This window comes from Methanoculleus horonobensis (genome assembly GCF_001602375.1).
Classification (GTDB): domain Archaea; phylum Halobacteriota; class Methanomicrobia; order Methanomicrobiales; family Methanoculleaceae; genus Methanoculleus; species Methanoculleus horonobensis.
Genome location: NZ_BCNY01000015.1, coordinates 589,025 through 614,317, shown reverse-complemented (window position 1 = coordinate 614,317; position 25,293 = coordinate 589,025). Strand labels below are relative to the sequence as shown.

Annotated in this window: 25 protein-coding genes, 2 tRNA genes and 1 pseudogene; 7 read left to right on the top strand and 21 right to left on the bottom strand. The window is 59.7% G+C overall.

The genetic code is table 11. The features are described 5' to 3' along the window. Window positions 1-10 precede the first annotated feature (10 nt). The 4 genes from rpoB to MCUHO_RS10845 all read right to left on the bottom strand — a co-directional run bounded on the left by rpoB (window position 11) and on the right by MCUHO_RS10845 (window position 3,810). A complete protein-coding gene (rpoB, locus tag MCUHO_RS10860; protein ID WP_067078220.1) occupies window positions 11-1,825 on the bottom strand; it encodes a DNA-directed RNA polymerase subunit B in 1,815 nt (604 codons plus the stop codon). After that, a complete protein-coding gene (locus MCUHO_RS10855) occupies window positions 1,822-3,363 on the bottom strand; it encodes a DNA-directed RNA polymerase subunit B'' (protein ID WP_067078217.1) in 1,542 nt (513 codons plus the stop codon). The genes rpoB and MCUHO_RS10855 overlap by 4 nt, the downstream gene beginning before the upstream one ends. Window positions 3,364-3,406: 43 nt before the next feature. Continuing rightward, complete coding sequence (locus tag MCUHO_RS10850) at window positions 3,407-3,658, bottom strand: DNA-directed RNA polymerase subunit H (protein WP_067078214.1); 252 nt, start codon at window positions 3,656-3,658, stop codon at window positions 3,407-3,409. A gap of 78 nt (window positions 3,659-3,736) precedes the next feature. After that, window positions 3,737-3,810, bottom strand: a tRNA-Lys gene (locus tag MCUHO_RS10845). 190 nt (window positions 3,811-4,000) lie between these two features. Here MCUHO_RS10845 and MCUHO_RS10840 point away from each other — a divergent pair. Beyond that, complete coding sequence (locus MCUHO_RS10840; RefSeq protein WP_067078211.1) at window positions 4,001-4,432, top strand: phosphate-starvation-inducible PsiE family protein; 432 nt, start codon at window positions 4,001-4,003, stop codon at window positions 4,430-4,432. A 73-nt stretch (window positions 4,433-4,505) separates the two neighbouring features. Here MCUHO_RS10840 and MCUHO_RS10835 read toward each other — a convergent pair whose 3' ends face one another. Then, the gene (locus tag MCUHO_RS10835; protein WP_067078208.1) at window positions 4,506-5,141 is read right to left on the bottom strand and encodes a response regulator; all 636 of its coding nucleotides are present in this window, start codon (window positions 5,139-5,141) and stop codon (window positions 4,506-4,508) included. Further along, on the bottom strand, window positions 5,141-5,503 hold the full coding sequence (locus MCUHO_RS10830; protein ID WP_235808247.1) for a roadblock/LC7 domain-containing protein: 363 nt from the start codon (window positions 5,501-5,503) through the stop codon (window positions 5,141-5,143). The genes MCUHO_RS10835 and MCUHO_RS10830 overlap by 1 nt, the downstream gene beginning before the upstream one ends. 354 nt (window positions 5,504-5,857) lie before the next feature. Between MCUHO_RS10830 and minD the strand changes: the two genes are divergently transcribed. From minD to MCUHO_RS10810, 4 genes are all read left to right on the top strand, one after another. After that, complete coding sequence (gene minD, locus MCUHO_RS10825; protein ID WP_067078204.1) at window positions 5,858-6,643, top strand: cell division ATPase MinD; 786 nt, start codon at window positions 5,858-5,860, stop codon at window positions 6,641-6,643. Window positions 6,644-6,666: 23 nt separating this feature from the next. After that, a complete protein-coding gene (locus tag MCUHO_RS10820) occupies window positions 6,667-6,846 on the top strand; it encodes a hypothetical protein (RefSeq protein WP_067078876.1) in 180 nt (59 codons plus the stop codon). Window positions 6,847-6,910: 64 nt separating this feature from the next. Beyond that, window positions 6,911-6,984 (top strand) — tRNA-Pro (locus MCUHO_RS10815). 42 nt (window positions 6,985-7,026) lie between these two features. Further along, window positions 7,027-7,884 carry a damage-control phosphatase ARMT1 family protein gene (locus MCUHO_RS10810; protein ID WP_067078201.1) on the top strand — a complete coding sequence of 286 codons (858 nt, stop codon included), beginning with the start codon at window positions 7,027-7,029 and terminating at the stop codon, window positions 7,882-7,884. 571 nt (window positions 7,885-8,455) lie between these two features. On the opposite strand, the gene MCUHO_RS10805 is transcribed toward MCUHO_RS10810, so the two are convergent. The 14 genes from MCUHO_RS10805 to MCUHO_RS10745 are packed head-to-tail and all read right to left on the bottom strand — an operon-like array spanning window position 8,456 to window position 22,293. Then, complete coding sequence (locus tag MCUHO_RS10805; RefSeq protein ID WP_067078198.1) at window positions 8,456-9,670, bottom strand: phosphoglycerate kinase; 1,215 nt, start codon at window positions 9,668-9,670, stop codon at window positions 8,456-8,458. A 22-nt stretch (window positions 9,671-9,692) separates the two neighbouring features. Beyond that, window positions 9,693-10,319 carry a V-type ATP synthase subunit D gene (locus MCUHO_RS10800; RefSeq protein ID WP_067078193.1) on the bottom strand — a complete coding sequence of 209 codons (627 nt, stop codon included), beginning with the start codon at window positions 10,317-10,319 and terminating at the stop codon, window positions 9,693-9,695. 6 nt (window positions 10,320-10,325) lie between these two features. Further along, window positions 10,326-11,711 carry an ATP synthase subunit B gene (locus tag MCUHO_RS10795; RefSeq protein WP_067078189.1) on the bottom strand — a complete coding sequence of 462 codons (1,386 nt, stop codon included), beginning with the start codon at window positions 11,709-11,711 and terminating at the stop codon, window positions 10,326-10,328. 2 nt (window positions 11,712-11,713) lie between these two features. Further along, entirely contained in the window at window positions 11,714-13,468 is a 1,755-nt protein-coding gene (locus MCUHO_RS10790; RefSeq protein ID WP_067078184.1) for an ATP synthase subunit A, read from the bottom strand. Next, the gene (locus MCUHO_RS10785; protein WP_067078180.1) at window positions 13,468-13,770 is read right to left on the bottom strand and encodes a V-type ATP synthase subunit F; all 303 of its coding nucleotides are present in this window, start codon (window positions 13,768-13,770) and stop codon (window positions 13,468-13,470) included. Before MCUHO_RS10785 ends, MCUHO_RS10790 begins: the two co-directional genes overlap by 1 nt. A 1-nt stretch (window position 13,771) precedes the next feature. Next, window positions 13,772-14,827 carry a V-type ATP synthase subunit C gene (locus MCUHO_RS10780; RefSeq protein WP_067078177.1) on the bottom strand — a complete coding sequence of 352 codons (1,056 nt, stop codon included), beginning with the start codon at window positions 14,825-14,827 and terminating at the stop codon, window positions 13,772-13,774. 13 nt (window positions 14,828-14,840) lie between these two features. Continuing rightward, window positions 14,841-15,419, bottom strand: a complete 579-nt coding sequence (locus MCUHO_RS10775; protein ID WP_067078173.1) for a V-type ATP synthase subunit E family protein — start codon at window positions 15,417-15,419, stop codon at window positions 14,841-14,843. 11 nt (window positions 15,420-15,430) lie between these two features. Then, complete coding sequence (locus MCUHO_RS10770) at window positions 15,431-15,679, bottom strand: ATPase (protein ID WP_066958717.1); 249 nt, start codon at window positions 15,677-15,679, stop codon at window positions 15,431-15,433. Between the two features lie 4 nt (window positions 15,680-15,683). After that, complete coding sequence (locus tag MCUHO_RS10765) at window positions 15,684-17,645, bottom strand: V-type ATP synthase subunit I (RefSeq protein ID WP_067078170.1); 1,962 nt, start codon at window positions 17,643-17,645, stop codon at window positions 15,684-15,686. Then, entirely contained in the window at window positions 17,632-17,961 is a 330-nt protein-coding gene (locus tag MCUHO_RS10760; protein WP_067078165.1) for a V-type ATPase subunit subunit G family protein, read from the bottom strand. Before MCUHO_RS10760 ends, MCUHO_RS10765 begins: the two co-directional genes overlap by 14 nt. A gap of 51 nt (window positions 17,962-18,012) precedes the next feature. After that, window positions 18,013-18,549, bottom strand: a complete 537-nt coding sequence (locus tag MCUHO_RS10755; protein WP_067078162.1) for an alpha/beta hydrolase — start codon at window positions 18,547-18,549, stop codon at window positions 18,013-18,015. Beyond that, on the bottom strand, window positions 18,533-18,688 hold the full coding sequence (locus MCUHO_RS12855) for a hypothetical protein (RefSeq protein ID WP_162839718.1): 156 nt from the start codon (window positions 18,686-18,688) through the stop codon (window positions 18,533-18,535). Before MCUHO_RS12855 ends, MCUHO_RS10755 begins: the two co-directional genes overlap by 17 nt. Before the next feature lie 54 nt (window positions 18,689-18,742). Next, window positions 18,743-20,623 carry a type II secretion system F family protein gene (locus tag MCUHO_RS10750; RefSeq protein ID WP_162839717.1) on the bottom strand — a complete coding sequence of 627 codons (1,881 nt, stop codon included), beginning with the start codon at window positions 20,621-20,623 and terminating at the stop codon, window positions 18,743-18,745. A gap of 59 nt (window positions 20,624-20,682) precedes the next feature. After that, a complete protein-coding gene (locus MCUHO_RS10745; RefSeq protein WP_067078155.1) occupies window positions 20,683-22,293 on the bottom strand; it encodes a type II/IV secretion system ATPase subunit in 1,611 nt (536 codons plus the stop codon). A gap of 272 nt (window positions 22,294-22,565) precedes the next feature. On the opposite strand from MCUHO_RS10745, the gene MCUHO_RS10740 reads away from it, so the two are divergent. Beyond that, entirely contained in the window at window positions 22,566-23,402 is an 837-nt protein-coding gene (locus MCUHO_RS10740; protein WP_067078151.1) for an RAD55 family ATPase, read from the top strand. 14 nt (window positions 23,403-23,416) lie between these two features. Beyond that, window positions 23,417-24,094: pseudogene (locus MCUHO_RS10735) on the top strand (KaiC domain-containing protein); the annotation flags it as partial. A gap of 106 nt (window positions 24,095-24,200) precedes the next feature. Here the strand turns inward: MCUHO_RS10735 and MCUHO_RS10730 are convergent. Then, a complete protein-coding gene (locus tag MCUHO_RS10730) occupies window positions 24,201-24,836 on the bottom strand; it encodes a hypothetical protein (protein WP_067078144.1) in 636 nt (211 codons plus the stop codon). Window positions 24,837-25,293: the final 457 nt, after the last annotated feature.

The window sequence follows — 25,293 nt, the reverse complement described above, 5'->3', positions numbered from 1 at the left end:
GCCCCCTCTCTTACACCATATCGTCGAGTCTCAGGCGGGGAGCAATGCCCATGCTCTTCATCTCGTCAAGGAGGAGTTTGAAGGCGTAACTCATCTCGACGGGGTAGATATCGGTCTCGCCGCCGCAGGCAAGGCATCGTGTCACCTTCCTCTTCCTATCAACCATCGCCACCATACCGCACTTCGCGCAGACCCACTGGGTCACCTTGTCCGACTCGTCGAGGAGACGCTCTTTCAAGGCCATGGCCGCACCGTGGCCGATCATCACGTCCCGCTCCATCTCACCGAACCGGAGACCACCCTCGCGGGCACGTCCTTCGGTCGGCTGGCGGGTGAGCACCTGCACGGGGCCGCGCGACCGCGCGTGCATCTTGCTCGATACCATGTGGTAGAGTTTCTGGTAGTAGATGACGCCGATGTAGATATCGGCCGCGAACTGCCGCCCGGTGATGCCGTCGTACATGACTTCGCGACCGTTGTGCGCGAATCCGAGTTCTTTCAGCGAACCCCGCAGGCCCGTCTCGCGCTCTCCGCGGAAGGCGGTCGCGTCGATCCGGTGTCCCTCGAGCGAACCGACCTTTCCGCCCAGCATCTCGAGCATATGCCCGATGGTCATACGGCTCGGGACGGCGTGGGGGTTGATGATCAGGTCGGGCGTCATGCCCGATTCGGTGAACGGCATATCCGCCGAGGGCTGGATGAGCCCGATGACACCCTTCTGACCGTGCCGGGACGCGAACTTGTCGCCGATCTCCGGCACCCGGAGGTCGCGGGTCCGGACCTTCACCAGGCGCGAAGAGTTCTCGCCCTCGGTGATGATGACGGTGTCCACGATACCGCGCTCGTTGCTCCGCATCGTGACCGAGGTGTCCCGCCGCTTCTCGACGGCGATCAGCTCGCTCGTAGGCTCTTCGAGGAACCGGGGCGGAGAAGTCTTTCCGATCAGCACGTCCTTCTCGTGGACGACTGTCTCGGGGTTGATGACGCCGTCGATGTCCAGGTTTGCATAAAACTCGGCACCGTGCGCGCCGGAGACCTCTTCGTCCGGGATCTCGATCCGGTCGACCTGACCGCCGGGGTATCGCCGCTCTTCGCCGTCGTAGGTTCGGAAGAAGTGCGAGCGCCCGAGGCCTCGATCGATGGAGGCTTTGTTGATGATCAACGCGTCCTCAATATTGAACCCTTCATACGAGATGATGGCGACGACGAAGTTCTGGCCTGCAGGCCGATCGTCGGAGCCGATGACGTCCGAGGTCTGGGTGAAGGTGAGCGGCTTCTGGCCGTAGTGGAGCATGTGCCCACGAGTGTCGGGCCGGAGTTTCATGTTCGCTGCTCCAAAGCCGAGCGCCTGCTTGACCATCCCGGCGCCCATGGTGACACGGGGACTGGCGTTGTGCTCGGGGAACGGGACGTGCGCCGCGCCGATACCGAGAATGAGCGAGGGATCGATCTCGAGATGCGTGTGCTCGGGGGTGAGCTCCTCCTCGTTGATCGCAATGAAGAGGTCTTCCTCCTCTTCGGCGTCGACGAACTCGATCGCGCCCTTCCGCACCACGTCCTCGAAGACCGTCTCCCCGTTTCGGAGACGATCGAGGTCGTCGTTGCTCACCTGCGGAGCACCGTTCTTGACCACGATCAGTGGTCGGCGCGCCCTGCCGCGATCGGTATGGATGATGACGTCGTTGTTGAATTCCTTGTAGGATACGTTGACCTCGGAGGAGATCTCGCCGCGCCGACGCATCTCGCGCATCCGCTCGACCAGTTCCCGCGGGTCGTCCACGAGCCCGATAAGGGCTCCGTCAACGAAGACACGTGACTGTCTCATGTCGTCTCTCTCCGGAGGGCGATGACGCCCATATCGTACAGAATGTTCTTCACTTCCTCTTCGTTGATTACGCCCTTGCTGATCTCGACCATCTGGGCGAAGTTCTTCACCAGTCCACAGTTCGGGCCCTCGGGTGTCTCACTCGGGCAGATCCGTCCCCACTGGGTGGGGTGCAGATCACGCGCCTCGAAGTGGGGCTGCGAGCGGGAGAGCGGGGAGATCACGCGCCGGAGATGCGAGAGCACCGCCATGTGATCGACCCGGTCGAGGAGTTGCGAAACGCCGGTGCGCCCGCCCACCCAGTTCCCGGTGGCAAGCGGGTGGAGCAGCCGCTCGGTCAGGACGTCCGCGCGCACGGCGGTGCCTATCGAGAGGTCGCGGTGGCGCATGCTGGCCCGCTCGAGCTGGTACTTCACATCGCGCGTCAAACGATTGAGCGATATCCGGAAGAGGTCTTCCATCAGATCGCCGGCAAGTTTCAGCCGCTTATTCGAGTAGTGGTCCTTGTCGTCGATCCGGCGCCGGTCAAGCACCAGGTCGAAACAGGCCTCGGCCATGCGGCCGAGGAAGTGCGCCTTTGCAAGGCGGACACCCTCGACTGCCGTCCGGTATCCGGGGTCTTCTTCTTTCAAGCCCACCGGCATCAGGTAGTTTAAGTGCGGAAGGAGGTAGTTGTCAAGGACGAACTCCGCCCGCTTGCGCTGATAGTCCCGCGTCTGGTTGGGGGCGAGTTTCTTGCCCACATACATGACACCGTCGTCGACGGTGTCGCACTCGCTCTCTTCCAGGTTCTGCATCATGAAGGTGAGGATCTCCTCATCGGTGGAGACCGCCTCCACGATGTCGTGGTCGCCCTGGAGCCCCAGCGCCCGCATCAGGTCGACGAAGCGGAGATGCCCGGCGACCGAGGGGAACGAGACTTCAAGCAGGTTTTTCCTGTTCCGCTCGACGATCACGAGCGCGCGGTAGCCCCGGTACTGCGAGAAGACCTTCGCCACGTAGATCCGCTCGTTGTAGCGCTCGGTGAACTCGGTCATGATCTTGTTCGAGGCGAGATCCTCGAGCGTCATCAGGACCCGTTCCGTGCCGTTGACGACAAAGTAGCCGCCGGGATCGAGGGGGTCTTCGCCGTGCTCGATCCGCTCGGGGTCGCTCATGTTGTAGAGGTTGCAGGCGGCCGAACCCACCATCACCGGCAACTGCCCGATGGTGGTGACGATCGGATCCTGCGCTTCTTCGCCCTGCACAAGCGTCATCCCAAGTTGAATGGGTGCCGCATAGGTGAGATTCCTGAGACGCGCTTCGCTCGGGAAGAGTTCGGACTGCGATCCGTCCGCCTCACGGACAAGAGGTTTTTTCACCTCGATCTTGCCCAGTTCAACCCATACAGCTTCCTTCCCTTTCCCCCGGGTCTCGATATCGGTCTCGATGACGCGCTGTTCATCGACGACCTTCTGAAGGTTGTGCAGGAGGAAGTTGTTATAAGAGTCTAACTGGTGGCGCGCTACGTGCTCACGCGCAAAATATGCTCTCGACAAAACACTTCTGTCTAACAGATGGATCAGCTCCCGGCCTCTGAATTTATTTCTTCGGTCTCTTCACAACGAGCCTGTAGGCTTCGGCTCTGCCTGCGGTACGACTGTCGCGAACGATCCGGATGACGCTCCCGACTTCGCTCCCTATGGCCTTCACTGCAGGATCGTCGTGATAGATCTTCGGCAATTGCTCTAAAGTTATATGGTACGTCGCAAGGAGGTCGGCGACCTCTTCCTCGCCCATAATTTGATGGTCCGGAACCATCTCGTGTTTGAGTACGTCAAGTGAAGTCCCCATCACCTACACCTCACCGACGAAAAAGTTGCGTATCAGATACATCACCTTGTTAAAACCCATAGACATCGCCCATGGCAACGGGCCCAAGGGGATTTGAACCCCCGACCACCTGGTTAAAAGCCAGGCGCTCTACCTAACTGAGCTATAGACCCCGCGAGTACTGCCATCCAGCATTATTACAATGCGAGAATAGTATAAATAACTTACTTGAAGGCGTATCATATCATTCGCAGTCTAACGATATAAACCTTTCAATTATCAACCCACTGCAGACCTATCGGAATGTTTAATGCTCCTCGAACATTCTGGTTATATACGTATTCCCCCGGATGAGGGTGTCCCATGATTCCCACCAAAAATCGCGCAGATACGATCATATCCTCCATATCATGGGTAACGCTGAGCATATACCTGCTCATCGCCGCCTCGCTCTCCCTGCTCGCGATCTTCTCGTTCTACGACGTCATCCTCCAGGTAGCGGCGCTCATCCATACCGAGAATATGACCCAGGGCATACTCGGGGTCCTGCACGCGCTCCTTCTGACCCTCATCATCGTCGAGATCCTGGAGACGGTGACGGCGTATTTCCGGACCAACAGGGTGCTCGTGACGCCGATCCTGATTGCAGGCATCACCGCAATGGTGCGGCGGGTGCTGACCTTTGGAGTCGAACAACTGGATCCCGTCGATATCGGAATGACACTCGCGGCGATCCTCGTGCTGACAATCGCGATCGTCTATATCGGGAAGCAGGAACGCGCGGATAGTTACTAGGAGCAGGAAGCCCCGACCGGGCTTAGCATCTTTTATTCCGGAGGAGAGTTATCAAATCGGAGATTGAGGGCGATCAACGCGCCTCGAAGAGATCCTCAAACTGGTTGCGAACCTGATTCAACCGTTCTTCCTGAATCTTGATGCTCGCTGCCATGCTCTTGATCGCCCTCGTGATGTCCTCGCCCATGCCCGCCCGGGCATCCTTGATGCTGTAGGTGGTCTCAAGGATCTTTAAGAGGCGGCGGTTGATATCGACGCTTTTTGCGAGACGTTCATATTCGTCGACGAGTTTCTGATCCACACCGGCTTCGCGCGCCCGCTCGATGTTGGTGGCGATGGAGTGCCGGCGTGCCAGCACGTGCTCGATGGCCTCGTAGAGCTGGTGATGGGTGGTGGGCTTGAGGATATAGTCCTCGATATAGGGGCCGTATTCGTTCGCCTCCTCGGGCGTGAGGGGTTTTGCGGTCAGCATGAGGACGGGGATATCCCGCGTTGCGGAGTTTGTCTTGATCCTCTCAAGCGTCTCCCAGCCGTCCATCGGCTCCATCATGATGTCGAGAAGAACCAGGTCCGGAGGGGTCGCCTTCAGGGTCTCAAGACACTCCTCGCCACTGAAGGCGGTTATCGGCCGATAGCCACCACGCTCCAGCATGGTAACAAAAACATCGACGATCATGGGGCTGTCGTCAACAACTAATATCGTATACATCATGCCTCCTCCTCTCCGATCCTGGCTGCTATATCCAATAACTGTCTCTGTACTGCTGGGAGATCCGCCGACCTATCAATCACCGCCGTGATCAGGGTGGCTTCCCCGACACTCACGATGAGGACTGTAGCGTCGGCTGAGGCAACGGTGACCAGGGTCGGCCGCTCTACATCGACGCTGCCGCAAGCCGCCTCCGCCGACGCGAGGACAGTTGCACACATTGCTGCGAAAAGCGACGATGTAATGTCGCCTTCCGGGAAGTGTTTACCTAAAATTCTGCCCTCACTGGATACGAGAGCGCACGCGGTAACACCGACAACCGACTGAATCTCATCGATGTACTTCCGGGCACTCTCTTCCATAAAGGGATGACGGCTCATCATACTAACCCCAAGATATCTCAGTGAGATATCTTCGTCGCATCATATATGAATATCGAATCTACATTGCACCAAATCGCTCTACTAACTCGCTTTTACCATGTAAACCAGGGATCACCGCCCTTGAAGTGAAATATCTCTCTTCCCGCAACTCGACCGGCCCCGCGGCATAACCGTGAAACCAGGTCGCGAAGGCATTCAAGACTGTTTCCAGTTCGGCTCACCCAATAAGAAGTATCTCCACCTTCGAAAACTGTATTTATGTCCTTCAAGCGAGAGGGGCAAATAAATAAGTTTATGTTTGAAAACTACGATCTATCCTTGAGACGGTTTTGGATGATTAAAGCCTACACTATCGCCTCCGGGAAAGGCGGCACCGGGAAGACGACCGTCACCGCAAACCTGGGAACAGCATTGGCCCAGCATGGCAGAGAGACGTGTATCGTTGACACGGATGTCGGGATGGCCAACCTCGGACTGGTACTTGGGCTTGCAGAGACCCCGATCACGCTCCACGAGGTTCTGGCAGGGACAGCGTCAATCAGGGATGCAATGTACGAGGGGCCGTACGGCCTCAAGGTAGTACCCTGTGGTCTCTCGCTCCAGGGGTTCCAGAACGCGAATCCAGAACGGCTCACGGACGTGATGTGTGATCTCACTGACCGTTGTGAATTTCTGCTTCTCGATGCACCCGCCGGTATCGGAACGGATGGGGTCATACCGCTCACGGTAGCAGATGAGGTTCTGCTGGTCGTGAACCCCGAGATCTCTTCGATCGTGGATGCTCTGAAGATCAAGATCCTGACGGAGACGGTCGGCGGCACCATCGGGGGAGCTATTCTCAACCGGGCGATACTGGAAGAGACCGAGATGAGCCGGAGAAAGATCGAGAAGACCCTCGACGTATCGATCATCGATACGGTGCCCGAAGACGCAAACGTACGAAGGGCAGCAGCGGCAAAGACACCGGTCGTCGTCGGAGCGCCGGGTTCCGAATCATCGAAAGCGTTCAGAAGAATTGCAGCCAAACTGGCGGGTATCCCCGTTGAGGCGGAGCCGCACAAGGTGCAGGAAGGATTTGTTGAGCGGTTTGCCCGCGCACTATTCAGGAGGGAACCATGATAACTATGGATATTAACGCAATCATGATAGTCCTGCTCTCGGTAACCATCGTCTGCCTGCTGTTTATCATGTACGTGATGTACGTGCGCATCCAGCAGCTTCTCAAAGAAGTCGAAGCACTGAGTGGTAGAATGGAGATCACCGGCAGTGAACTGGAACAACTGACACGAAGCGTTGAGGAGTATAAGAAAGTCCGCGGGTAGAAGGTCTATCCTCTCCCCTCCAAAGCGAAGATATATGTGTAATTCGAGCATATATAGTAGGGAAGGGGCCATAGGGTAGCCTGGCCATCCTAGGAGACTGGGGGTCTTCTGACCTGCGTTCAAATCGCAGTGGCCCCATCAGACCATTTTTTCTCTGTCCCGGACAGAATTATTCGTAGCATGAGGTTGACTGCAGACTGCACGAATTGCCTGCTCAGCCGGGTTGAATACGAGAGCCGGCTCTGCATCGACGATTCCCTGCGCGTCTCCGAGATCGTCGATGCGTGCCGGGACCTTCTCAGCCGCATCGCTGCCGATCCGGTGCCCGCACCCGTCATCGCGAGCCGGGTACACCGGCTCGCCTACCGGATGATCGGTGATCCCGACCCCTACCGGTCGTTGAAGAGGGACAACAACGCCGACGCGGCGATCGTCTGCCGGACGGTGCGCGGCGATCTATCTACGTTCCACGACCTTGCGCTGGCATCCGTCATCGGCAACACGCTGGATTACGGTTCACAGGCGCATACCGTCACCGACAACTTCGTCGAGTTCTTCCGGCGGGAGTTTGCGGCGGGGCTGACCGTCGACGACACCACCGCGATCGAGAGGCTCACCTCCCGGGTGGTCTACCTCGCCGACAACTGCGGCGAGATCGTCTTCGACGCGCTCTTCGCCGACCATCTCAAGAAGAATGGTTCCCACGTCACGTTCGCCGTCCGGGGAGCCCCGATCTTAAACGACGCGACGATGGAGGATGCCGCGGCGCTCGGTCTCGACCGCCGGGTCGACCTGCTCACCCCCACCACGGACGGCATCGCCGAACTCGGGCTCAACCGCGAGCTCGCTCCGCCGGCGCTCGCCGATGCACTTGACCGCGCGACGCTCGTCCTCGCGAAGGGCATGGCGAACTACGAGTCGCTCTCCGACGGCCGCGACCTTCCCCCCGTCGCCTACCTGATGTCGGTGAAATGTGGCCCGATTGGCGCGGATATCGGCATCCCGGTCGGCTCCCGGGTTGCCCTCCTTCGTGAGTGATCCGACGCGGGGACCGGGTATATAAACCCTCCCGCAAAACGTTCCTGAAATACTTGCAGGCATTTCGGTTAACGGTGAATTATAGCAACCCTGATTATTATTTTGGCACATATATTCGTTTAGATATTTATTGGAAAATAATATATATCGGCCAGAATAGATACTGGTGCGGGGAAGTACCACACCCAGCATTCACCAATCATTCAATTCCATCAGCAATCACCACAACCAACTGCACAACCAACTACACCGCCAACGATGCCAAGGGTTCGGTTCGGGGGCACGGGTGCCCCTGAACCAGCGTTCAGCAACCACAAGCGAGATTACGCCGGGCTGCAAGGCTTTCGGGTGTGGCCCCCCACCTCATTCTATAAGGTCAACATCACCTCACTTTTATCGTCAGGCGGATGGTACACGGCTTAATTCGCGTTATTATACCGCAAACGCTCACCGTGCAGCCCAGCATCCGCAACTTCACCCGACCCGCCGATAAGGGGGTACTACACCCTCACGTGACTGCGCAACGGAAGAGGAGAGGAAATCGAGAGAAAAGGGAGGGGCGCTATACCCCTCAGCCGAAGATCTTGCGGGACATCTCCAGCGCTTCGATGGCGGGCATCTTCTTCCCGGTCAGGAACTCGATTGCCGCCCCTCCGCCGGTAGAGATGTGCGTAAACTCGCTCTCGAGACCGAGCCGCTCGATGGCCGCGCCGGAATGTCCGCCGCCCACCACCGAGAACTCCACGGTGGACGCCGCCCTCAGGAGCTCGAAGGTGCCGACGGCGAACTGCTCCTCCTCGAAGAGTCCCGCCGGCCCGTTCACCACGACCGTTCCCGATTCCGTGATCGTCCCCGTGAGGCTCCGGATTGAGTCGCTCCCGATGTCGAGCACCTGGGCGTCCTCCGGGACGGCGTCAAGAGGGTAATCGACCCGTTCGCCGTCTTCGCGCACGGCGACCGAGTGCGGCAGAGAGAGCCGGTCGGCGTAGGACTCCAGGAGGGCTTTCGCCTTATCGATCTCAGCCCGGTAGCCGAGGTCGTCGATCAGCCGGGCCGACGGGCGCCCGATATCGTGTCCCGCCGCAAGCAAGAAGACGTTGCCCACCACGCCGACGACGATCACCCGATCGGCCGTCCCTCGCGCGAGGACGTTCTCTGCGACCGCGATCGAGTCGTCCACCTTCGTCCCCCCAAGGACGAAGGTGACGGGGCGCGGGGCCCCGGTGAAGACCCGGGAGAGGTTCGCGACCTCCTTCTCCATCAGGAGGCCGGCCACCGACGGCAGCACGAGCGGCAGCCCCACGATCGATGGCTGCGACCTGTGTGCCGTTCCGAACGCATCGTTGACGTACACGTCGGCCATCGACGCCAGCCGCCGGACGAGAAGAGTCTTCTTCGCCTCATCGGGCTTCAGGGTCAGGTTCTCCTCGGCGGCGAACCGGAGGTTCTCGAGCATCAGGACGTCGCCGCGCTTCGCGCTCCGGATGGCATCCCGGGCGCACCGCCCGAAGATGTCCTCCACGTACGTCACCGGGCGGCCGAGCAGCCGCTCCAGTTTCGCCGCATGCGCCTCAAGCGTCGTGAAATCCTTCTTGCCGGGCCTGCTCTGGTGCGTGAGGACGACGAGCCGTGCGTCCTCAAGTGCCTGCACCGTCGGCAGGTGTTCCCGAAACCTTTTGTCGTCTAAGATCTGGTTTGAGGAGGGATCGATGGGCGAGTTGAAATCAACCCGCAGCATCACCGTTCCCGTCAACTTCCCAGTATCTGCGAGCGTACCGATCTCCACCGGGTATCACCAGTCTCTCTCTTCAGGCGCTCCGTGCCTTAATCTTTTTCAGGCGGAAGAGCTCCTCGCGCTCCATCTCATCGAGCCGCATCTTGATGAAATCTCTGGCTTCGGAGAGCTCCGGGATCACCTTGAACTCGAGCGCGTTCACGCGCCGCTTGGTGCTCTCGATCTCGTCGAGCAGCCGCTTCATGGTCGTCTCGATCTCGGCGGCCTCGATGATAGCCTCGAGCAGATCCTCGAACGCTTCAGCAGTCTCGTCGATGACGGCGGAGGTGCCGAGCATCCCGTAGCCGCGGTCGAGCACGCCCTTCCGGACGGAAGACGCCTCTATCTCCGGGACGACGACGCCCATGATGTTCTTGCTTTTGAGGGAGATGGCGGGGGCGTCCGCCGTCGAGAAGGCGGCGGCCTTCACCCCGATCGCGCCCTCGACGGTCTCCGCGAGGGCGATCATCTCCATTGCGTGCTCGTAGCGCTCCAGAAGGGCGCCACGGCTGTCTTTCGCCTGCTGCAGCACCTTGAAGAACTCCAGGATCAGCCCATCGCGCTTCATCTTGAGGATGTTATAGCCGCGCTCCGAGAGCTTGATCCGTCGCTTGACGTTGATCAGCTCGGATCGGGTCGGCTTGATATCTCGTAGCGCCATGGACGTTTACCCCTGTGCCTTCTTCCGGTACTTCGGGTGGTACTTCTGGATCAGTTCGCGGTCGATACGGACGAGCTGCTCTTCGGGCAGCGTCGAGAGGAGTTCCCAGCCGAGGTCGAGCGTCTCCTCGATCGACCGGTCTTCATACAGGCCCTGCCTGACGAACCGGTCCTCGAAGAGGTCGGCGAACTCGAGGAACATCCGGTCGCGCTCCGAGAGCGCGTCCTTGCCGACGATGGCGACCAGGCCACGGAGATCATTACCCTCCGCGTATGCCGCGTAGAGCTGGTCGGAGACCTTCTTGTGGTCCTCGCGGGTGTGCCCCTCGCCGATACCGAGGTTCATCAGACGGGAAAGCGACGGCAGCACGTTGATCGGCGGGTAGATACCCTTCCGGTGCAGATCACGGTTGACCACGATCTGTCCTTCGGTGATGTAACCGGTCAGGTCCGGGATCGGGTGGGTGATATCGTCGCCGGGCATCGTCAGGATCGGGATCTGGGTCACAGAACCCTTGACACCCTTGATGATACCCGCACGCTCGTAGATGCTCGCAAGGTCGGTGTACATGTAGCCGGGGTAACCACGCCGGCCGGGCACTTCCTCACGGGCCGCGCCGATCTGACGGAGCGCCTCGCAGTAGTTGGTCATATCCGTCAGGATGACCAGCACGTGGTAGCCGAGGTCGAACGCCAGGTACTCGGCGGTCGTGAGCGCGAGACGCGGCGTGATCGTCCGCTCGACGGCCGGGTCGTCGGCAAGGTTCAGGAAGACGACCGAACGCTCGAGAGCGCCGGTCTTCTCGAAGTCGGCCATGAAGTAGTTGGCCTCTTCACGCGTGATACCCATCGCAGCAAAGACCACGGCGAACTCTTCGGTCGAACCGGGCACCTTCGCCTGCCGGGCGATCTGGAGCGCCACATCGTTGTGGGGCAGACCGGAGGCAGAGAAGATCGGGAGTTTCTGACCGCGGACGAGGGTGTTCGTCCCGTCGATCGTCGAGATACCCGTCTGGATGAAATCCTCGGGTGAAGAGCGGGCGTAGGGATTGATGGCCGCACCGGTGATCTCGAGCCTCTTCTCGGGCACGATCTCCGGCCCTCCGTCGATCGGCTTGCCGCCGCCGGAGAGGATACGGCCGAGCATGTCTTTGCCCACCGGCATCTTGATCGTCTCGCCGGTGAACCGGATGCCCGAGTCCCTGCCGATGCCTGCGGTGGTCTCGAAGACCTGGACGACCACGATCTCGTCGCTCGTATCCAGCACCTGGCCGCGCTTGACCGTGCCGTCGGCGGTCACGATGTTGACGAGTTCGCTGTAGCCGACCGGTTCTGTCTTCTCGACGAAGACCAGCGGTCCTGCAACCTGTGCAACCGTTCTGTATTCCTTCATGGTCACACCGTCCTCATCGCGTCGAATTCAGCTTCCATCTGCTTCATGATCTTCTCGAGTTCGGGCTCGTAGTCCCTGATGAACTTGATCTGCGGAAGCTCGTTCTTGCTCTTGACGCCGATGACCTGCTGCGGGGTCGCGCCGCCCACCTGGGCGGTACGCGCGAGGTCGGCGTAGTGCTTGATCGCCTTCATCATGTCGTACTGCTTGGACATCGGACAGAACGTGTCGACCGCATCGTAGGCGTTCTGCTGCAGGAAGATCTCACGGATCATCCTGGCCACCTCGATGGTGACCTGCTCCTCGTCGGGCAGGGCATCGGAACCGACCAGCTGGACAATCTCCTGGAGTTCGGCCTCCTTCTGGAGGACACCCATCGCCCAGGCCCGGAGCGGGTTCCACTCGGGTGAGACCTCTTTGTCGTACCACTCGTTGAGTGCGTCGAGGTAGAGCGAGTAAGAGTTCAGCCAGTTGATCGCCGGGAAGTGCCGACGCTGGGAGAGCTTCGCATCCAGTGCCCAGAAGACCTTGACGATACGCAGGGTGTTCTGGGTGACCGGCTCGGAGAAGTCGCCGCCCGGCGGCGAGACCGCGCCGATGACGGAGACGGAACCGCCCTCACCGTTCAAGGAGATGACACGTCCCGCACGCTCATAGAACTCCGAGAGGCGTGCCGCAAGGTACGCGGGGTAGCCTTCCTCACCGGGCATCTCCTCAAGACGGCTCGAGATCTCACGCATGGCTTCAGCCCACCGCGAGGTGGAGTCGGCCATCAGCGAGACGTCGTAGCCCATGTCACGGAAGTACTCGGCGATCGTGATGCCCGTATACACGGACGCTTCACGGGCCGCGACAGGCATGTTCGAGGTGTTCGCGATCAGCACCGTCCGCTCCATGAGCGGTTTGCCGGTCTTCGGGTCCTCGAGTTCCGGGAACTCGGTCAGAACCTCGGTCATCTCGTTGCCGCGCTCGCCGCAGCCGATGTAGACGACGATCTCGGCGTCCGACCACTTCGCAAGCTGCTGCTGGGTGACCGTCTTGCCGCTGCCGAACGGGCCGGGGATGGCCGCCGTTCCGCCCTTCGCGATAGGGAAGAGACCGTCCAGAATCCGCTGACCGGTGATCAGCGGGATGTCCGGGTTCAGCTTCTCCTGCACGGGGCGGGGCACACGAACCGGCCAGCGCTGGAGCATGGCGATCTCGGTGCCGTCCTCGAGGACACAGACGGTCTCATCGACCGTGAAACTGCCGCCCGAGATCTTCTTGATCTTGCCGCCCTTCGCTCTCGGGGGAACCATGATCTTATGGACGATGTTCGTCTCCTGGACGGTGCCGATGACGGTGCCGGCCCTGACTTCATCGCCTTCCTTCACCGTGGGCACGAACTCCCACTTCTTCTCGTGGGAGAGGCCGGGTGCCGAGACGCCGCGCTCGATGAAGTTGCCCATCTTGTCCACGAGCACCTCGAGCGGCCGCTGGATCCCGTCGTAGATACTGGTCAGCAGCCCGGGCCCGAGTTCAACAGCGAGCGAGAGACCGGTATTTCCCACCGGCTCACCGGGTCTGATGCCGGCGGTATCCTCATAGACCTGGATGATGATGTTCTCACCCTGGATCTTGATGACCTCCCCCATCAGTTCTTCATTGCCGACCTTCACCACGTCGTACATATGCGCGTCGAGACCGACAGCAGTGACGACCGGCCCTGAAATCCGCTTCAGGACTCCCTGAGCCCTGTTCTCTTTTCCTTTCTCCATTACTTCCACAGATCAACACCCACCGATCTCTTGATTCTCTCTCTCATCGACAGGCCGCCCTCATCTCCGCCGATCGCGATAACCGTCGGCTTGACGGAGTTTTCGAGGGTGGTGCGAAGCCGCAGAGGGATCCGCTCCATGTCGCTGCCTTTCAGCACGAGGATGCCGACATCCCTGTCATCCAGCACCTGGTTGATATGCTCGACCAGTCGTTCGTCGGTCTCGGCCGCGTAGGTTCTTCGAACACCCGCGAGCCTGAAACCGAGGATGAATTCACCGGTACCGACAACTGCGATCTCCATTCTACATCACCAGGTAGCCCTGTAACCGCTCACCGGGGAGGCCGGCTTCCTTACCCCGGGCAAGGGCGCGAAGATTCGCGACCTCGTACTTTTTCTTCTCCAGATAGACGAGGACCGGAAGGATCGAAAACGCATACCGCTTCGACATCTGTTCCATCTGATCCAGCTGGACCCGGGTCAGCGCAACCTCGATCTCGTGGGGTGCGGTCTTGCCCCGGATCTCTTCAAGCGTGTTCAGGAGCGGGATCATCTTCACCTGCCGTTTTAAGGCATCGATGAACTCGTCCTGGCTCTCGAGTCCCGAGAGACGCTGCAACTCGTCCACCGTGAACGAACCGCCACTGATCAACAGTTCCCTGACGTCCTCACGGACATGTCCGGCCCGTAGCCGGAAGAGGTTCTGGATGTTCCGGATATCGATCTCGAGCCGGATATACTTGAGGAAGATATCCCCGCCCTTGACGCCTCCTTTCGCATCCGTGATGAGCCGCGCGTAGTAGCCCTTGTAGAGCTCGTTTTCCAGGTGAGCAAACGACCCGGTCTCCATTGCGCGGGGCAGTTCCCGCTCGATGACGGGGTAGAACCGCTCACCCTTGAGCGCCTCGGCGACCCGCTCCGGCGACTCTTCCGCGATAAGGCGGTCGAGAATGACCCGATCGAGTCGGCCGGCCGGAACCAGGACCTCCTTGATCTTGCCGGGCGGCATCATCTGCATCTTACCGCGCAGGACAGTGACGACGTTCTGGATATCCCAGCGCCGCAGGTAACTGGCGGTAAAGTGCTTCAGTTCTCCCGGAACCAGTTCCAGGATGCTCTGGTACTCCTTGGCGAGGTTCCAGCTCAGGGCAACCTCGACGAGGTTGATTCCGGAGAAGGAGGTGCCGAGTTCATCGATCTCCGACCGGTAGGTGGTCTCGCCGATGAACCGGGCGATCTCAGGCAGGCTCATATTCAGCATCCGGAGATAGTCTTCGCGCGGTATCAGCAGCGATTTACGCACCCGCATGCGGGTACAGGCGTAAATGTACTGGGCCGATCCGCTACTTACCCCTGCCATTTATGAACCCTCCTCATGTAAACAGAATATCTGACGCATCCTTCAGGCCGGATTCCCAGATCTCGTCCAGGAACGTGCGGTAACTGTAATCGATCTGCAGTTCGCCGTCGTTGCTCTCAACGATGATGCCGCCGGGAATATCGACCGGGGCGCCCATGGTGTAGCCGGAGAGCATCTTCACCTGGGAGATGATCCCTTCGACAACCGGGGTATCCCGCTCGTTTGCATGGACGACGCCCTTCTTGATCTCCTTTACCGCTCTTTTCAGCAGGGCTGTGAGCGCCTTCTCCTGGAACTCGGCGGGCAGATCACCGATAGCGGTAAGCGAGGCCGAATGAACCTGATCGAGGAGCGTCTTCTGGGCGTTCAGGACCTGCCGCTTGACGACGAGGTTCGCCGCCGAGGCTTCCTGGTTGGTGATGTGGGTGGCTGCCCGATCCGCTTCCTCCTGCGCCGAGGTCTTGATCCCTGCGGCGCGAATCTGCGCATCCTTCAGGGTCTCCTCGACTTCGATCCGGGTCTCTGCCCGGATCGCCTCGACCTCCTTTCGCCCTTTCTCCCGGATCTCGTTCACTACTGCTTCGAGTCCCATGGTTCACTCCATCAGAACAGAAGCAGCAGTGCAACCACAAGACCGAAGATGACGATGGTTTCCGGAATGACCGTGAAGAGCAGTGCGAGACCGAACATGTCCCTGTTCTCTGCGGTTGCACCGACGGCCGCCGCACCGATACCCATCTCACCGAGACCGGTACCGACGCCTGCAAGGCCTACTGCGAGACCTGCGCCGACTGCCTTGAGACCAACCTGCGATGCCTGTACCATTTCAAGAGTTGTGCCAACATCTACCATTTCATTATTCCTCCGTAAACTTTGATTTCATACCGAATGGATTGTACTTCTTTCCTCCACCTTTGTAGAACTTGGTGAAGAATTCGACATAGTGGAGACGAATCGCGTTCAGTCCGCCACCAAGGATACCAAGCGCTGTGTTCAGCACATGTCCGAGGAGGAAGACGATGATACCGACGATGATGATGACAACGCCCACGATGCTGAGATTTTCAAGCTGCGGGCTGATCATCAGTTCGATAGCGATGTAATTGACCACCATCGCGATGGCAACCGACGAGAGTCCCACCGCGGCCAGACGTGCATAGGAGAGCACATGGCTGATGATTGTCGGGATCTCGATAATCTCGAGTACGTTTTCCTGAGCGATGGCGATGATGCCTCCGACCAGGAGCACGGCACCGATAACGGTCGCGAGATTAAAGCCCATGACGACTGCAGGAAGACCGGACAGATCCGGCATCAGCGGAATGGCATACATCGACCAGATCATCAGGATGATACCCCACATGACACCGAGCCACCCGGCGTTCGAAAGGATCGCCTGAGTGGCATGTTTGCCATGATACAGGTTTCTGGCATTGATAATGCCCAGGATACGCCCAAGCGAGATGTGAAGAATGCCGATCCAGATAGAGACGATCAACAGTTCCGCAACCTGAGCCCCATGCTCTGATGCGTGACCACCGATATTGAGGTGGCGGCTGTAGATGATGGGCGCCCAGGGAAGTGCATAGCCGATAATCTCACTGTACAGCAACCCGAAGATGACGCTGACGATACTGGCGTTTCGCAGCGAAACCAGGAGTAAACGACCGTCTCCTCCCTTGAAGAACTTCCGCAGGCCAAGGGACAGCGCCAGCAGGATCAGACCGTATCCCACGTCACCGAGGATCATCCCGAAGAAGATCGGAAAGACGATCGAGACCATCAGGGTCGGATCGACCTCGGCATACTGGGGATGGGAGTAGAGATCCATGAACATCTGCGATGGCTGCGCAAACCCCGGGTTTTTGTACTTTACCGGCACCTCGTCCTGGTGCTCGATCTCCAGATCCTCGAGGTAAATCTTCCCGCCGGTCACCCGGATCAGGGCTTCTTTGACCTCTTCGATGGTACCCTCGGGGATCCATCCTTCGGTGAGGAACGTCTCCTCCGTGGTAGCAAACCGCAACGGGGCTTCCGCCCGCTCTACGTCAGCCGTGAGTAGTTCATCGCATGCTACCAGGAAGTCGGTATGCCTCTCCCGGATCCCTGCAATCTTTCCATTGATTGCAGCAACCTCGCCCTCGATCCGCAGGGCCTCTTCCAGGTGGGCCTTCATACGGTCGGCCGGCGCCCCGGTCTCCTCCGGGACGGGGATCGCCTGGAACCCGGCATCGAGGAGAGTCCGTTCGACCTCTTCGCGGTGCTCGTTCTGCACCACGACGACGATCATGTTGCCGGCCACCTTGTCGGAGAAGTACTTCTCGTTCGGGACGTCGATCTCGACGTCGTGGGTTATGTGCCCGGTAAAGACGGTAAACCGTGTATATCCGCGATAGAATTCCAGATCCAGGGGAACCGCAGTAAACGGTTCAAGTTCCCTCGCGCGCTGCTCATGCTCCTTCTGCCGCGTCTCCAGTCTCGATCGTGAACCGACGAGACCTTCCGCCTCCGTCTGGATAGCGGGCAGATCCGTCCGGATCATCTCCCTGACCTTCGACGCGGGGAGCTTCGTTTTGCCTTCTACGTTCTCGGGGTCTATCCCGCACGCATTTTCAATTGCTCTGACCTTGATGAGCGCCGAAGCTGCGTCGCTCGCCTCCGGAAGCGGGTGGCCCATCGACAGCGCTCCAGGCGAACTCTCCGGCACGAAGTCCTCGATGTGATAGACATTGTACCGGTAAAGTTCTCTGATGATGGTGTCGATCTCACCCTTCGGAGCCGCGATGAGCAGCCGGCGCATCCGTTCAGGCCTTAACATGCAGATGCTCCTTAAACCGCGTAACAACAAAGTCTACGGCTTCCGCAAGGTTCTTGTTTCCGGATGCTTTCAGCGCCTCTGCGCGCGCTTCGCCCTCCCTGACAATCTCCGCGTATCTGTTCTGCGCCTGGGCTCGTGCCTCCGCCAGACGCTGATTCCTGTAGTCCTCGGCATCTTTTTGTGCCTTGACGACCAGGTTTTCAGCCTCCAGCTCGGCATCCGAGAGGCTTTTCTTCCTCTCAGCCTGCGCATCACGGATCATCGCCTGATACTCTTCTTCAGTTTCCCTGATGCTTTTCAGGACATCGGTCTTCATCAAACCCTCCTTCTCACGGCGTATGAATATTTGATGAAATTGAGCATATATTTATTGTTGTTTGTCCGCTGAGGATTTTTCCGCATTCAGATGCTCCACCTCCACCCCGGCGGGCAGGTTTTCAATCGTGACGCCCCCGGGAATCCCGGCAAGCGAGAGCCCGGAGAACTCCGCCGACGAGCAGAGCAGGTGTTGCTCGGGGTGGGTTCCGCGCCGGATATCGCAGGCCAAAAGGATCGCCGGGGCGACCGAGACGACCATCGAGAGTCTCCGCGAACCCGGATGATCTTTAGGAAGGACGACAAGCGGTATATGGTAGCGCCGAACCAGCTCGAGCATCATGCGTGCCTGCTCGATCGGCCCGCCTTCCGGCATCGAGACGGCGACCAGATCTTCGGGATCGACCGCCTGGCAGTACTCGTCGTCCGGAGTCTCGATGCAGAGCGTAAACCGTGAGCCGGCTTTCGCCACGAGCAGAAAAGAGCGTTCTCCCCGGATGAGGAGGGGTTCGCCGCCGAGGGGGACGGTCGTCGCGCCCGCCCCGGCGGGGGAGGCCCCAAAAGCGCCGCCTTCAGATCTCTTCGACATCTTCGGACTGGCAGCTCGGGCACATCGGCCGCTTCCCGACGCCCTTGAACTTCTCGCCGCACTCTTTGCAGCGGTAATTCTTGCCCTTCACCCGATCGTCATCGAACTCGATATCGACAGGTCCACCGACTGTACACATCTGGCATCACCAGAAGAGAGAGAGGAGGGCAGAGGATAAAACCCTATCGCGCCCTTAGATGACGGCGGTGAAGACCACGAGCGCGATGATGAGCATCACGGCCGCGTGTTTGACGCCCGCCCGGAGTGATCCTTCCCCCATCTGTCCGGCGATCAGGCCGGAGAAGATCGCCTGGATGAGGCAGCCGTGGTAGAGGAGGCGTTCGAAGGTTATGATGGGGGTGTTCCCGAGAGGCACCGGGCCGGCGATCGAGTCGCCGGCGGTGAGGGCATTGATCTCGGCGAGCACTGAGAGGAACTGGATATCGATGACGGCCACGACGAAGAGGAAGACGATGAAGACCAGGTAGACGATGGCGGTGTAGATGAACATCTCAGACCGTCTCTCGCGCTTGAGGTTCTCCGAGATCGCTGCATCGCGGGCTGCGATGTTCAACACCTCGCCGATGTCGCCGGTCATCCGGCTCGCCGTCGTGATCAGGGTGACCATCCGGGCTATGGTGGGGGTGCGTATCCGCACCTCAAACCTGACAAGCGCCTCCTGGACGCTCGCGCCCCACTCGATGTCGCGCTGGATCTTCCTGATCTCGTAGGTCAGCACGCCGAGATCGGCCTTTACGAGAACCTGGATCGCCTGTGCGAGTGTCAGGCCCACCTGGTTTATCCCGGAGAGACGGTTCAGGAATTCGGGGATGCTCGCCTCAAGTTCCGTCACCTTCTTTCTCCAGAACTGGTGAAAGATGCCGAAGGGAAGAAGGACGATCAGCAGCGCCACGATCAGGTGGTCGTCCAGCACGTCGACGACGATCTCGGCATCGGGATAGGCCGGGGTCGCGAGGAGGGTGAGAAGGACGTACGCGAGCGCGACCGGCACCGTCACGTAAAACGTCCGGTTCGGTTCGATCAGGAACGCCTGGAAGGGGTGGCGCAGGAAGGATCGGAACGCCTTCATCCTGTCGTAGCGCTCCAGTCTCCGGAAAAGCGGTTCGCTCCCGGCCTGCTTATCGACCCGGACGTCGCTGAACTCATGGAGCCATTTTGTCTCCGTATACCGCTCGACCGTCTCGGTCTTGATCGAGACGGCATCGATTGCAAGGATGAAGAAGAGCGATCCGATTGGAACGAGGAGGTAGATGACGATCGAGAGCTGCAGCACGGGAGCGCTGCTCACAAAACCCATGATGACCATGACGATGATGATGAAGAGCGGGCCGGCGACGAAGAGCGCCACATATGACTCGGCCGCCATCTGGAGCATGGAGAGGAAGGTCTTCTGCTCGAACCGGGCATCCTCCTGGTACACCCGCACCCGGGTTTCAAGGAACGTGAGCACGTCTCCACCGCTCTCGATCACGGAGATGAGGTCCTGGACAAACTCCTGCAGTTTCTCCGACGGGGTCGTCTCCTGCAGGTGCCTGAGCGCCGTGATCAGGTCGTAGCCGAAGTAGTCGGTGTCCCGGACAACTCGCCGGAACTCGTGAACCACTTCTCCGTAGATCGCCGCGTTCTCGCTGATCGAGCGGAATATCGTCACCATCTGCGCGCCGCCCCGGCGCAGGGCATACATGTAGGAGACGGCGTTGTGAAGCAGCAGGTTGATCCGGGTCGCCCGGTTCTTCGCGAGGAGGGACGGGTAATACAGGAAGAAGAGGTAGGCTGCATCGGTGGCGAGGACGAAGATGACCCCTGCCGCAACAACCCGGAGAATCGTGACCGCGGTCTCGGTCAGGACGAGTTCCGGCATACTGACGCCGAAGACGTTATAGATCCCGATATGGAAGAGTGGAAGCGAGGGGAGACTCATCGCGAGATAGCCCATTGTAGCGCAGAAGAGGCCGAAGAGCCCGGAAGCGAGGAACGTGCGCAGGAGGTAGCGGTCAAGCGTAATCCCCATGTTCGCCGCGATGAGGTCGTTGTGGAGATCGCGGTAGTGCATGGGGTCGCCCTCCACCCTCCGGCGGATGGAACGGCAGAACTGCACGCAGGAAGAGGGTATCACCGGATCAACTCACCAAGGTCGTCAAGGGAGGAGAGCACGCGATCGCGCTGGACGGTCCAGGCCTGGATGATCCGGGCAACCGACTCGTAGTCCCTGATGCCCTGCTCAAACATCGCAAGCAGGACGGTTCGCCGGATCCGGAGTTCCTCCTCGAGCTGGCTCCGGCTCCAGCCGCGATACTCCATGATCTCGGTAAAGATCCGCGAGCGCCCGGAATAGGAGAAGGTGTCGGCCACGGGGTCGTACTCGAAGACCGTATTCACCTGGAAGTTCTCGGTGAGAGGATCGATCCCGGCGAGCTCGACGATCTCGCGGCACCTTCTCACCCGGTCGTGCCCCCGGTGGGTGAGCGCCTGAACCGATATGACGTCGAGCGCCTGGAGCATGTTCCTCGGCACGTTGAGTGGTTCGCTCCCGAGACGGTGAATTGCCGCGTCGACGTCGCTCGCGTGCATCGTGGAGAAGGTCGTATGCCCGGTATTCATCGCCTGGAAGAGCGTCTGGGCTTCGCTCCCCCTGACCTCCCCGACCAGGATGTACTCGGGGCGCTGCCGCATCGCGGCCTTGAGGAGCTCGAACATCTTGATGACGGTGGTGCCGGTTCCCTCCGAGACGGTATCGCGCGTGACGCTCGCGATCCAGTTGTCGTGGTAGAGCGTGATCTCCCGGGTATCCTCGATGGAGACGATCTTCGAGAGAGGGGGAATGAAGAGGGCGACTGCGTTGAGCGAGGTGGTCTTTCCCGACGCCGTGCCGCCGACAAAGAGCAAACTTTTGTTGTTCTCGATCGCCATCCAGAAGTAAACGATCTGGTCGATGTCGAAGGTGTTCGATTCGATCAGTTCCACGGGCGTAAACGGGGTCTCGCGGAACTTCCGGATGGTAAACGACGTGCCGCGGGGGGTGACTTCGTTGCCGAAGGTGAGCTGCAGCCTCGAGCCGTCGGGGAGAGTCGCATCCACGAGCGGGCTCCCTATGGAGACATGCTTGCCCGAACGCTGGGCGAGGGTGATCGCGAGCGAGTTTAAGGCCGGCTCATCGAACGAGATCTTCGTCCTGATGTTCTGGTACCTCCGGTGGTAGAGGAAGAGAGAGATCTTCGTGCCGTCGCAGGAGATATCTTCGATCCCGGGATCTCTCATCAGGGCGTCGATACGCGACCAGCCGAGGAAGTTGCGCTCGAGATAGTAGCGGAGCCGGAATATCGAGGTATCGGTAAGAGCGAGGCCGTACTCCACGAGGAGCTCCTGTATCTTCCTCGCAAGGACTGTCCGGCGGTCGGAGGCAAGGTCGTGATCGTCGAGAACCAGAACGTCACGAAGATCCTCAAAGAGCCGCTCAAGGAGTTCGTACTCAAAGTTCGAGAGCACCGGCTCGAAGAGGAGATACTCGACCTGGTTCGTCTCTGTGTTGCGGGCTATCACGACGAGCGCGAGTCCCTCGGTGACCCAATAGCGGTCAAGTTCTTCGTAGGCCGGAGGGATCACTCCTTCCACGAGGAAGCCGTGCGCCTCGGGATTATACTCGCCCGGAGGCCCGCCGCGTCTCCAGGAGTGGAGAACGCGGTCAAGAAAACGGGCAGTCTGGTTATCGTTCTCTGATATCATCACGACATCCGCACCGGAAACAGGTTCGTAGAGGTCTTCGGAACCCGGGAATTACTGACGGATTTCTGCATCTTCTCTGTGACCCATCTGCCTTGAGATCTCATCCCGGGTCGCGACGCCCTGAAACTGCCTGAGGTAATAGGGAATGTGGCGGCGAATACTTATAAATCTGCTTTTTTCTTCGAGAGGACGCCCCTGAAGGTTATAGTTTCGCCTGATTTCGCGTAAAACCAGAATGCTTTAATCGTATCCCTTATATAAATAATGCATACATGCACGACGCTCTCCTGTTACGGGTGCCGACGGGTATCGCCTCGCTCGATCCCGTGCTGGAAGGAGGTGTCCCACCGGGATCGGCGGTGCTGCTTCTCGGGGAACCCGGGGCCGGCAACGTCGAGTTCGTCCAGACACTGCTCATGCGGCTCTCCCTGCTGAAGCGGAACGGGGTGGACGGCAAGCATCTCCTGCTCCCGGAGAATATCTCATACGTGACGTTCACCCGGATGCAGGAGGATATCCTGAAGGAGATCGCCCTTTCGTTCAACCCTGCCCCCACCGCTCACCTCGGGGAGGGGATTGTCTTCCATGACCTCTCGGAACTCTACTTCGACGCCAGCATCGTTCCTCCCGACTGGTACGGAGAGGGGAGCATCATGGAACGCCTGCAGAAGAAGCAGCGCAAGGAAAACGGGGATATCCTTGCAGAACTCGCCAGAGCGATCGACCAGTGCCCCGCGAACAGTTTGATCGTCCTTGATTCGCTGACCGATATCGCACCGCCGCTTACGGAAGGGAAACGCTGGCATGCATTCATCGCCTTCCTGCGCGGCCTGCAGCGCGCCGCAAAACGCCGGAACAACACGATCTATCTTCTACTCACGTCCGGTATCCTGGACAGATCACGGGAACTTGAGATCGCCGATTGTGTCGACGCCACGATCCTCTTTCGCTGGGAGGATAACGGTGCGCAGCGCCGGCAGCGGGTTATGTACTTCGAGAAGTTCCGGGGGGTAATGCCCCGCCTCGAGGCCAAGAACCTGGTGAGGTTCGCCGTCTCGATCTCGGCGACGGAGGGATTTGAGGTGCGAAACATCAGGATGGTGGCATGACGATAAGCCGGGTGAGTTTCGGAGTCGAAGGGCTGGACGCGATGCTCTCGGGGGGACTTCTCGAGAAGAGCATCTGCGCGATCGTCGGCACCTACGGCACCGGAAAGACATCATTCGCCCTCCAGTTCGCATATGATGGACTCTGCCGTGGCGAGAAGGTGATCTACATCAGCCTCGAGGAACGGGAGGAACTCCTCCAGGCCACCATGGCACAGAAAGGGTGGGACATGGAGGCCTTCGGCGACCGGTTCTACCTTCTCCGGCTGGATCCGACCGATTTCAACCTCGCGGTCAGCAGCATCAAGAGCGAACTCCCCGCTCTCATCGAGAGCACGGGAGCCTCACGAGTGATCATCGACCCGATATCTCTCTTCGAGGGGCTCTTCGAGGACGAGGCCGACAGGCGGCAGGAGATGTTCCGGCTCATCGAGGTGATGCGGGATGAGGCCTGCACGCTTGTGCTGACAAGCGAGACCGACCCGGTAAACCGGGACGGGAGCAGATACGGCCTCGTGGAATACCTGGCGGATACGGTGGTCTTCCTCCGTTATGTCCGCTCTCCGGGGCTCACCGAAGTGCACCTGGTTCTCGAGGTCGTGAAGATGCGCCGTTCGGCCCATTCCCGGGAGATCAAGCCGTTCGAGATCCTCCAGAACCAGATCGTGGTCTACTCAGAGGCGAGTCTATTCTAATTGCGACGTTCCGTCAGGAACGGAGCTTGAGAAAATTGCGCAGCAATTTTCGATGGCGCCGCGTGCCCCTCTAGGGCAGGCGGAGCTCAAACTCCGTCAGGCACGATCAGCGACGCTCCGTAGAACCAGAGCTCCCACCCGCCCCCCTCTTCTTCTGCCTCATCCGCCAGCGCTTGAGAACGAATGCCGCGACGGTGAGAGCGAAGAGCGTGTTGAAGAGCACCCATATGATAGGATTCTCAAAGTCCGTCCCGATCAGGTTCCCGTGGACGACGGCAAAGAGGAGCACGGCATACATCAGGCCGTGCACCCACCGCCAGTACTTCGGGATGTACTTCCGGAGCAGCACGCCGGCAAACGCGATGTAGAGGAGGTAGAGTGCGGGCCGGCCCGCGAGCGCCCAGAACCGATCCCACGGGGAGAAGATCGGGATGAAGACGGCAGGGTTCATCGCTCCTATGGCGATGACCACCGGGTGCAGCGTGGGAAGGAGGAGGCCGACGGCGGCGAAGGTGTGGTGCACCGAGAGAAACGATCTCCCGAAGATCTTCATGATCTCCCGGAGGAACGGCGTGAGAAGGGTTGCGATGCCGAGGGCGAGGAACCCCCACAGGGCGGCAAGACGCGCTATGACGTTGAACGGGTCGTCCGCGGGTTCGGTCAGGACCACCGCGGCGACAAGCGCATACAGGGCCAGGATGACGGCTGCAAAGAGCGCACCCGCCCGGGTCGTCGGGGCCACGGCTCGAGAAGGCTCGCGGCAGGGGATAAGGGTTTCGGCCGGGGTGCGTCATGGGAGCGGGCGGGCGGGTCCTGGGGACATCCTGAGTTCGAGCACTTGAGAGGTGCATCATGCAAGCGTTCGGAGCCTCAGACATTCGGAGGGGTTCGCTCCCATAGGAGTCTTATGCCTGAAGAAGCTTGAACGCCCTCAGAGTGCACCCCTGGCACGGATTTCGAGGGGATATCGCCACAGGGGGTGGGGCTGACGGGGAGGGGGTCTCCCCCCTCCCCTGTCCCCACTCCGAAAATAAGGCTGTAACCCCCACCCCTCCCGGCCTTCGGCCTCCTCACCCGCACCTGTGGTGCCTCAACTCCGCTCCTAACGGAGCGTCGTTCCCCGCCCCTCGGGGCGGGGGCAGTGCGTGGCGATTGCCACCACGGTCCACTGTATGGGGCTTTCCAGCGCTTCGGTACTA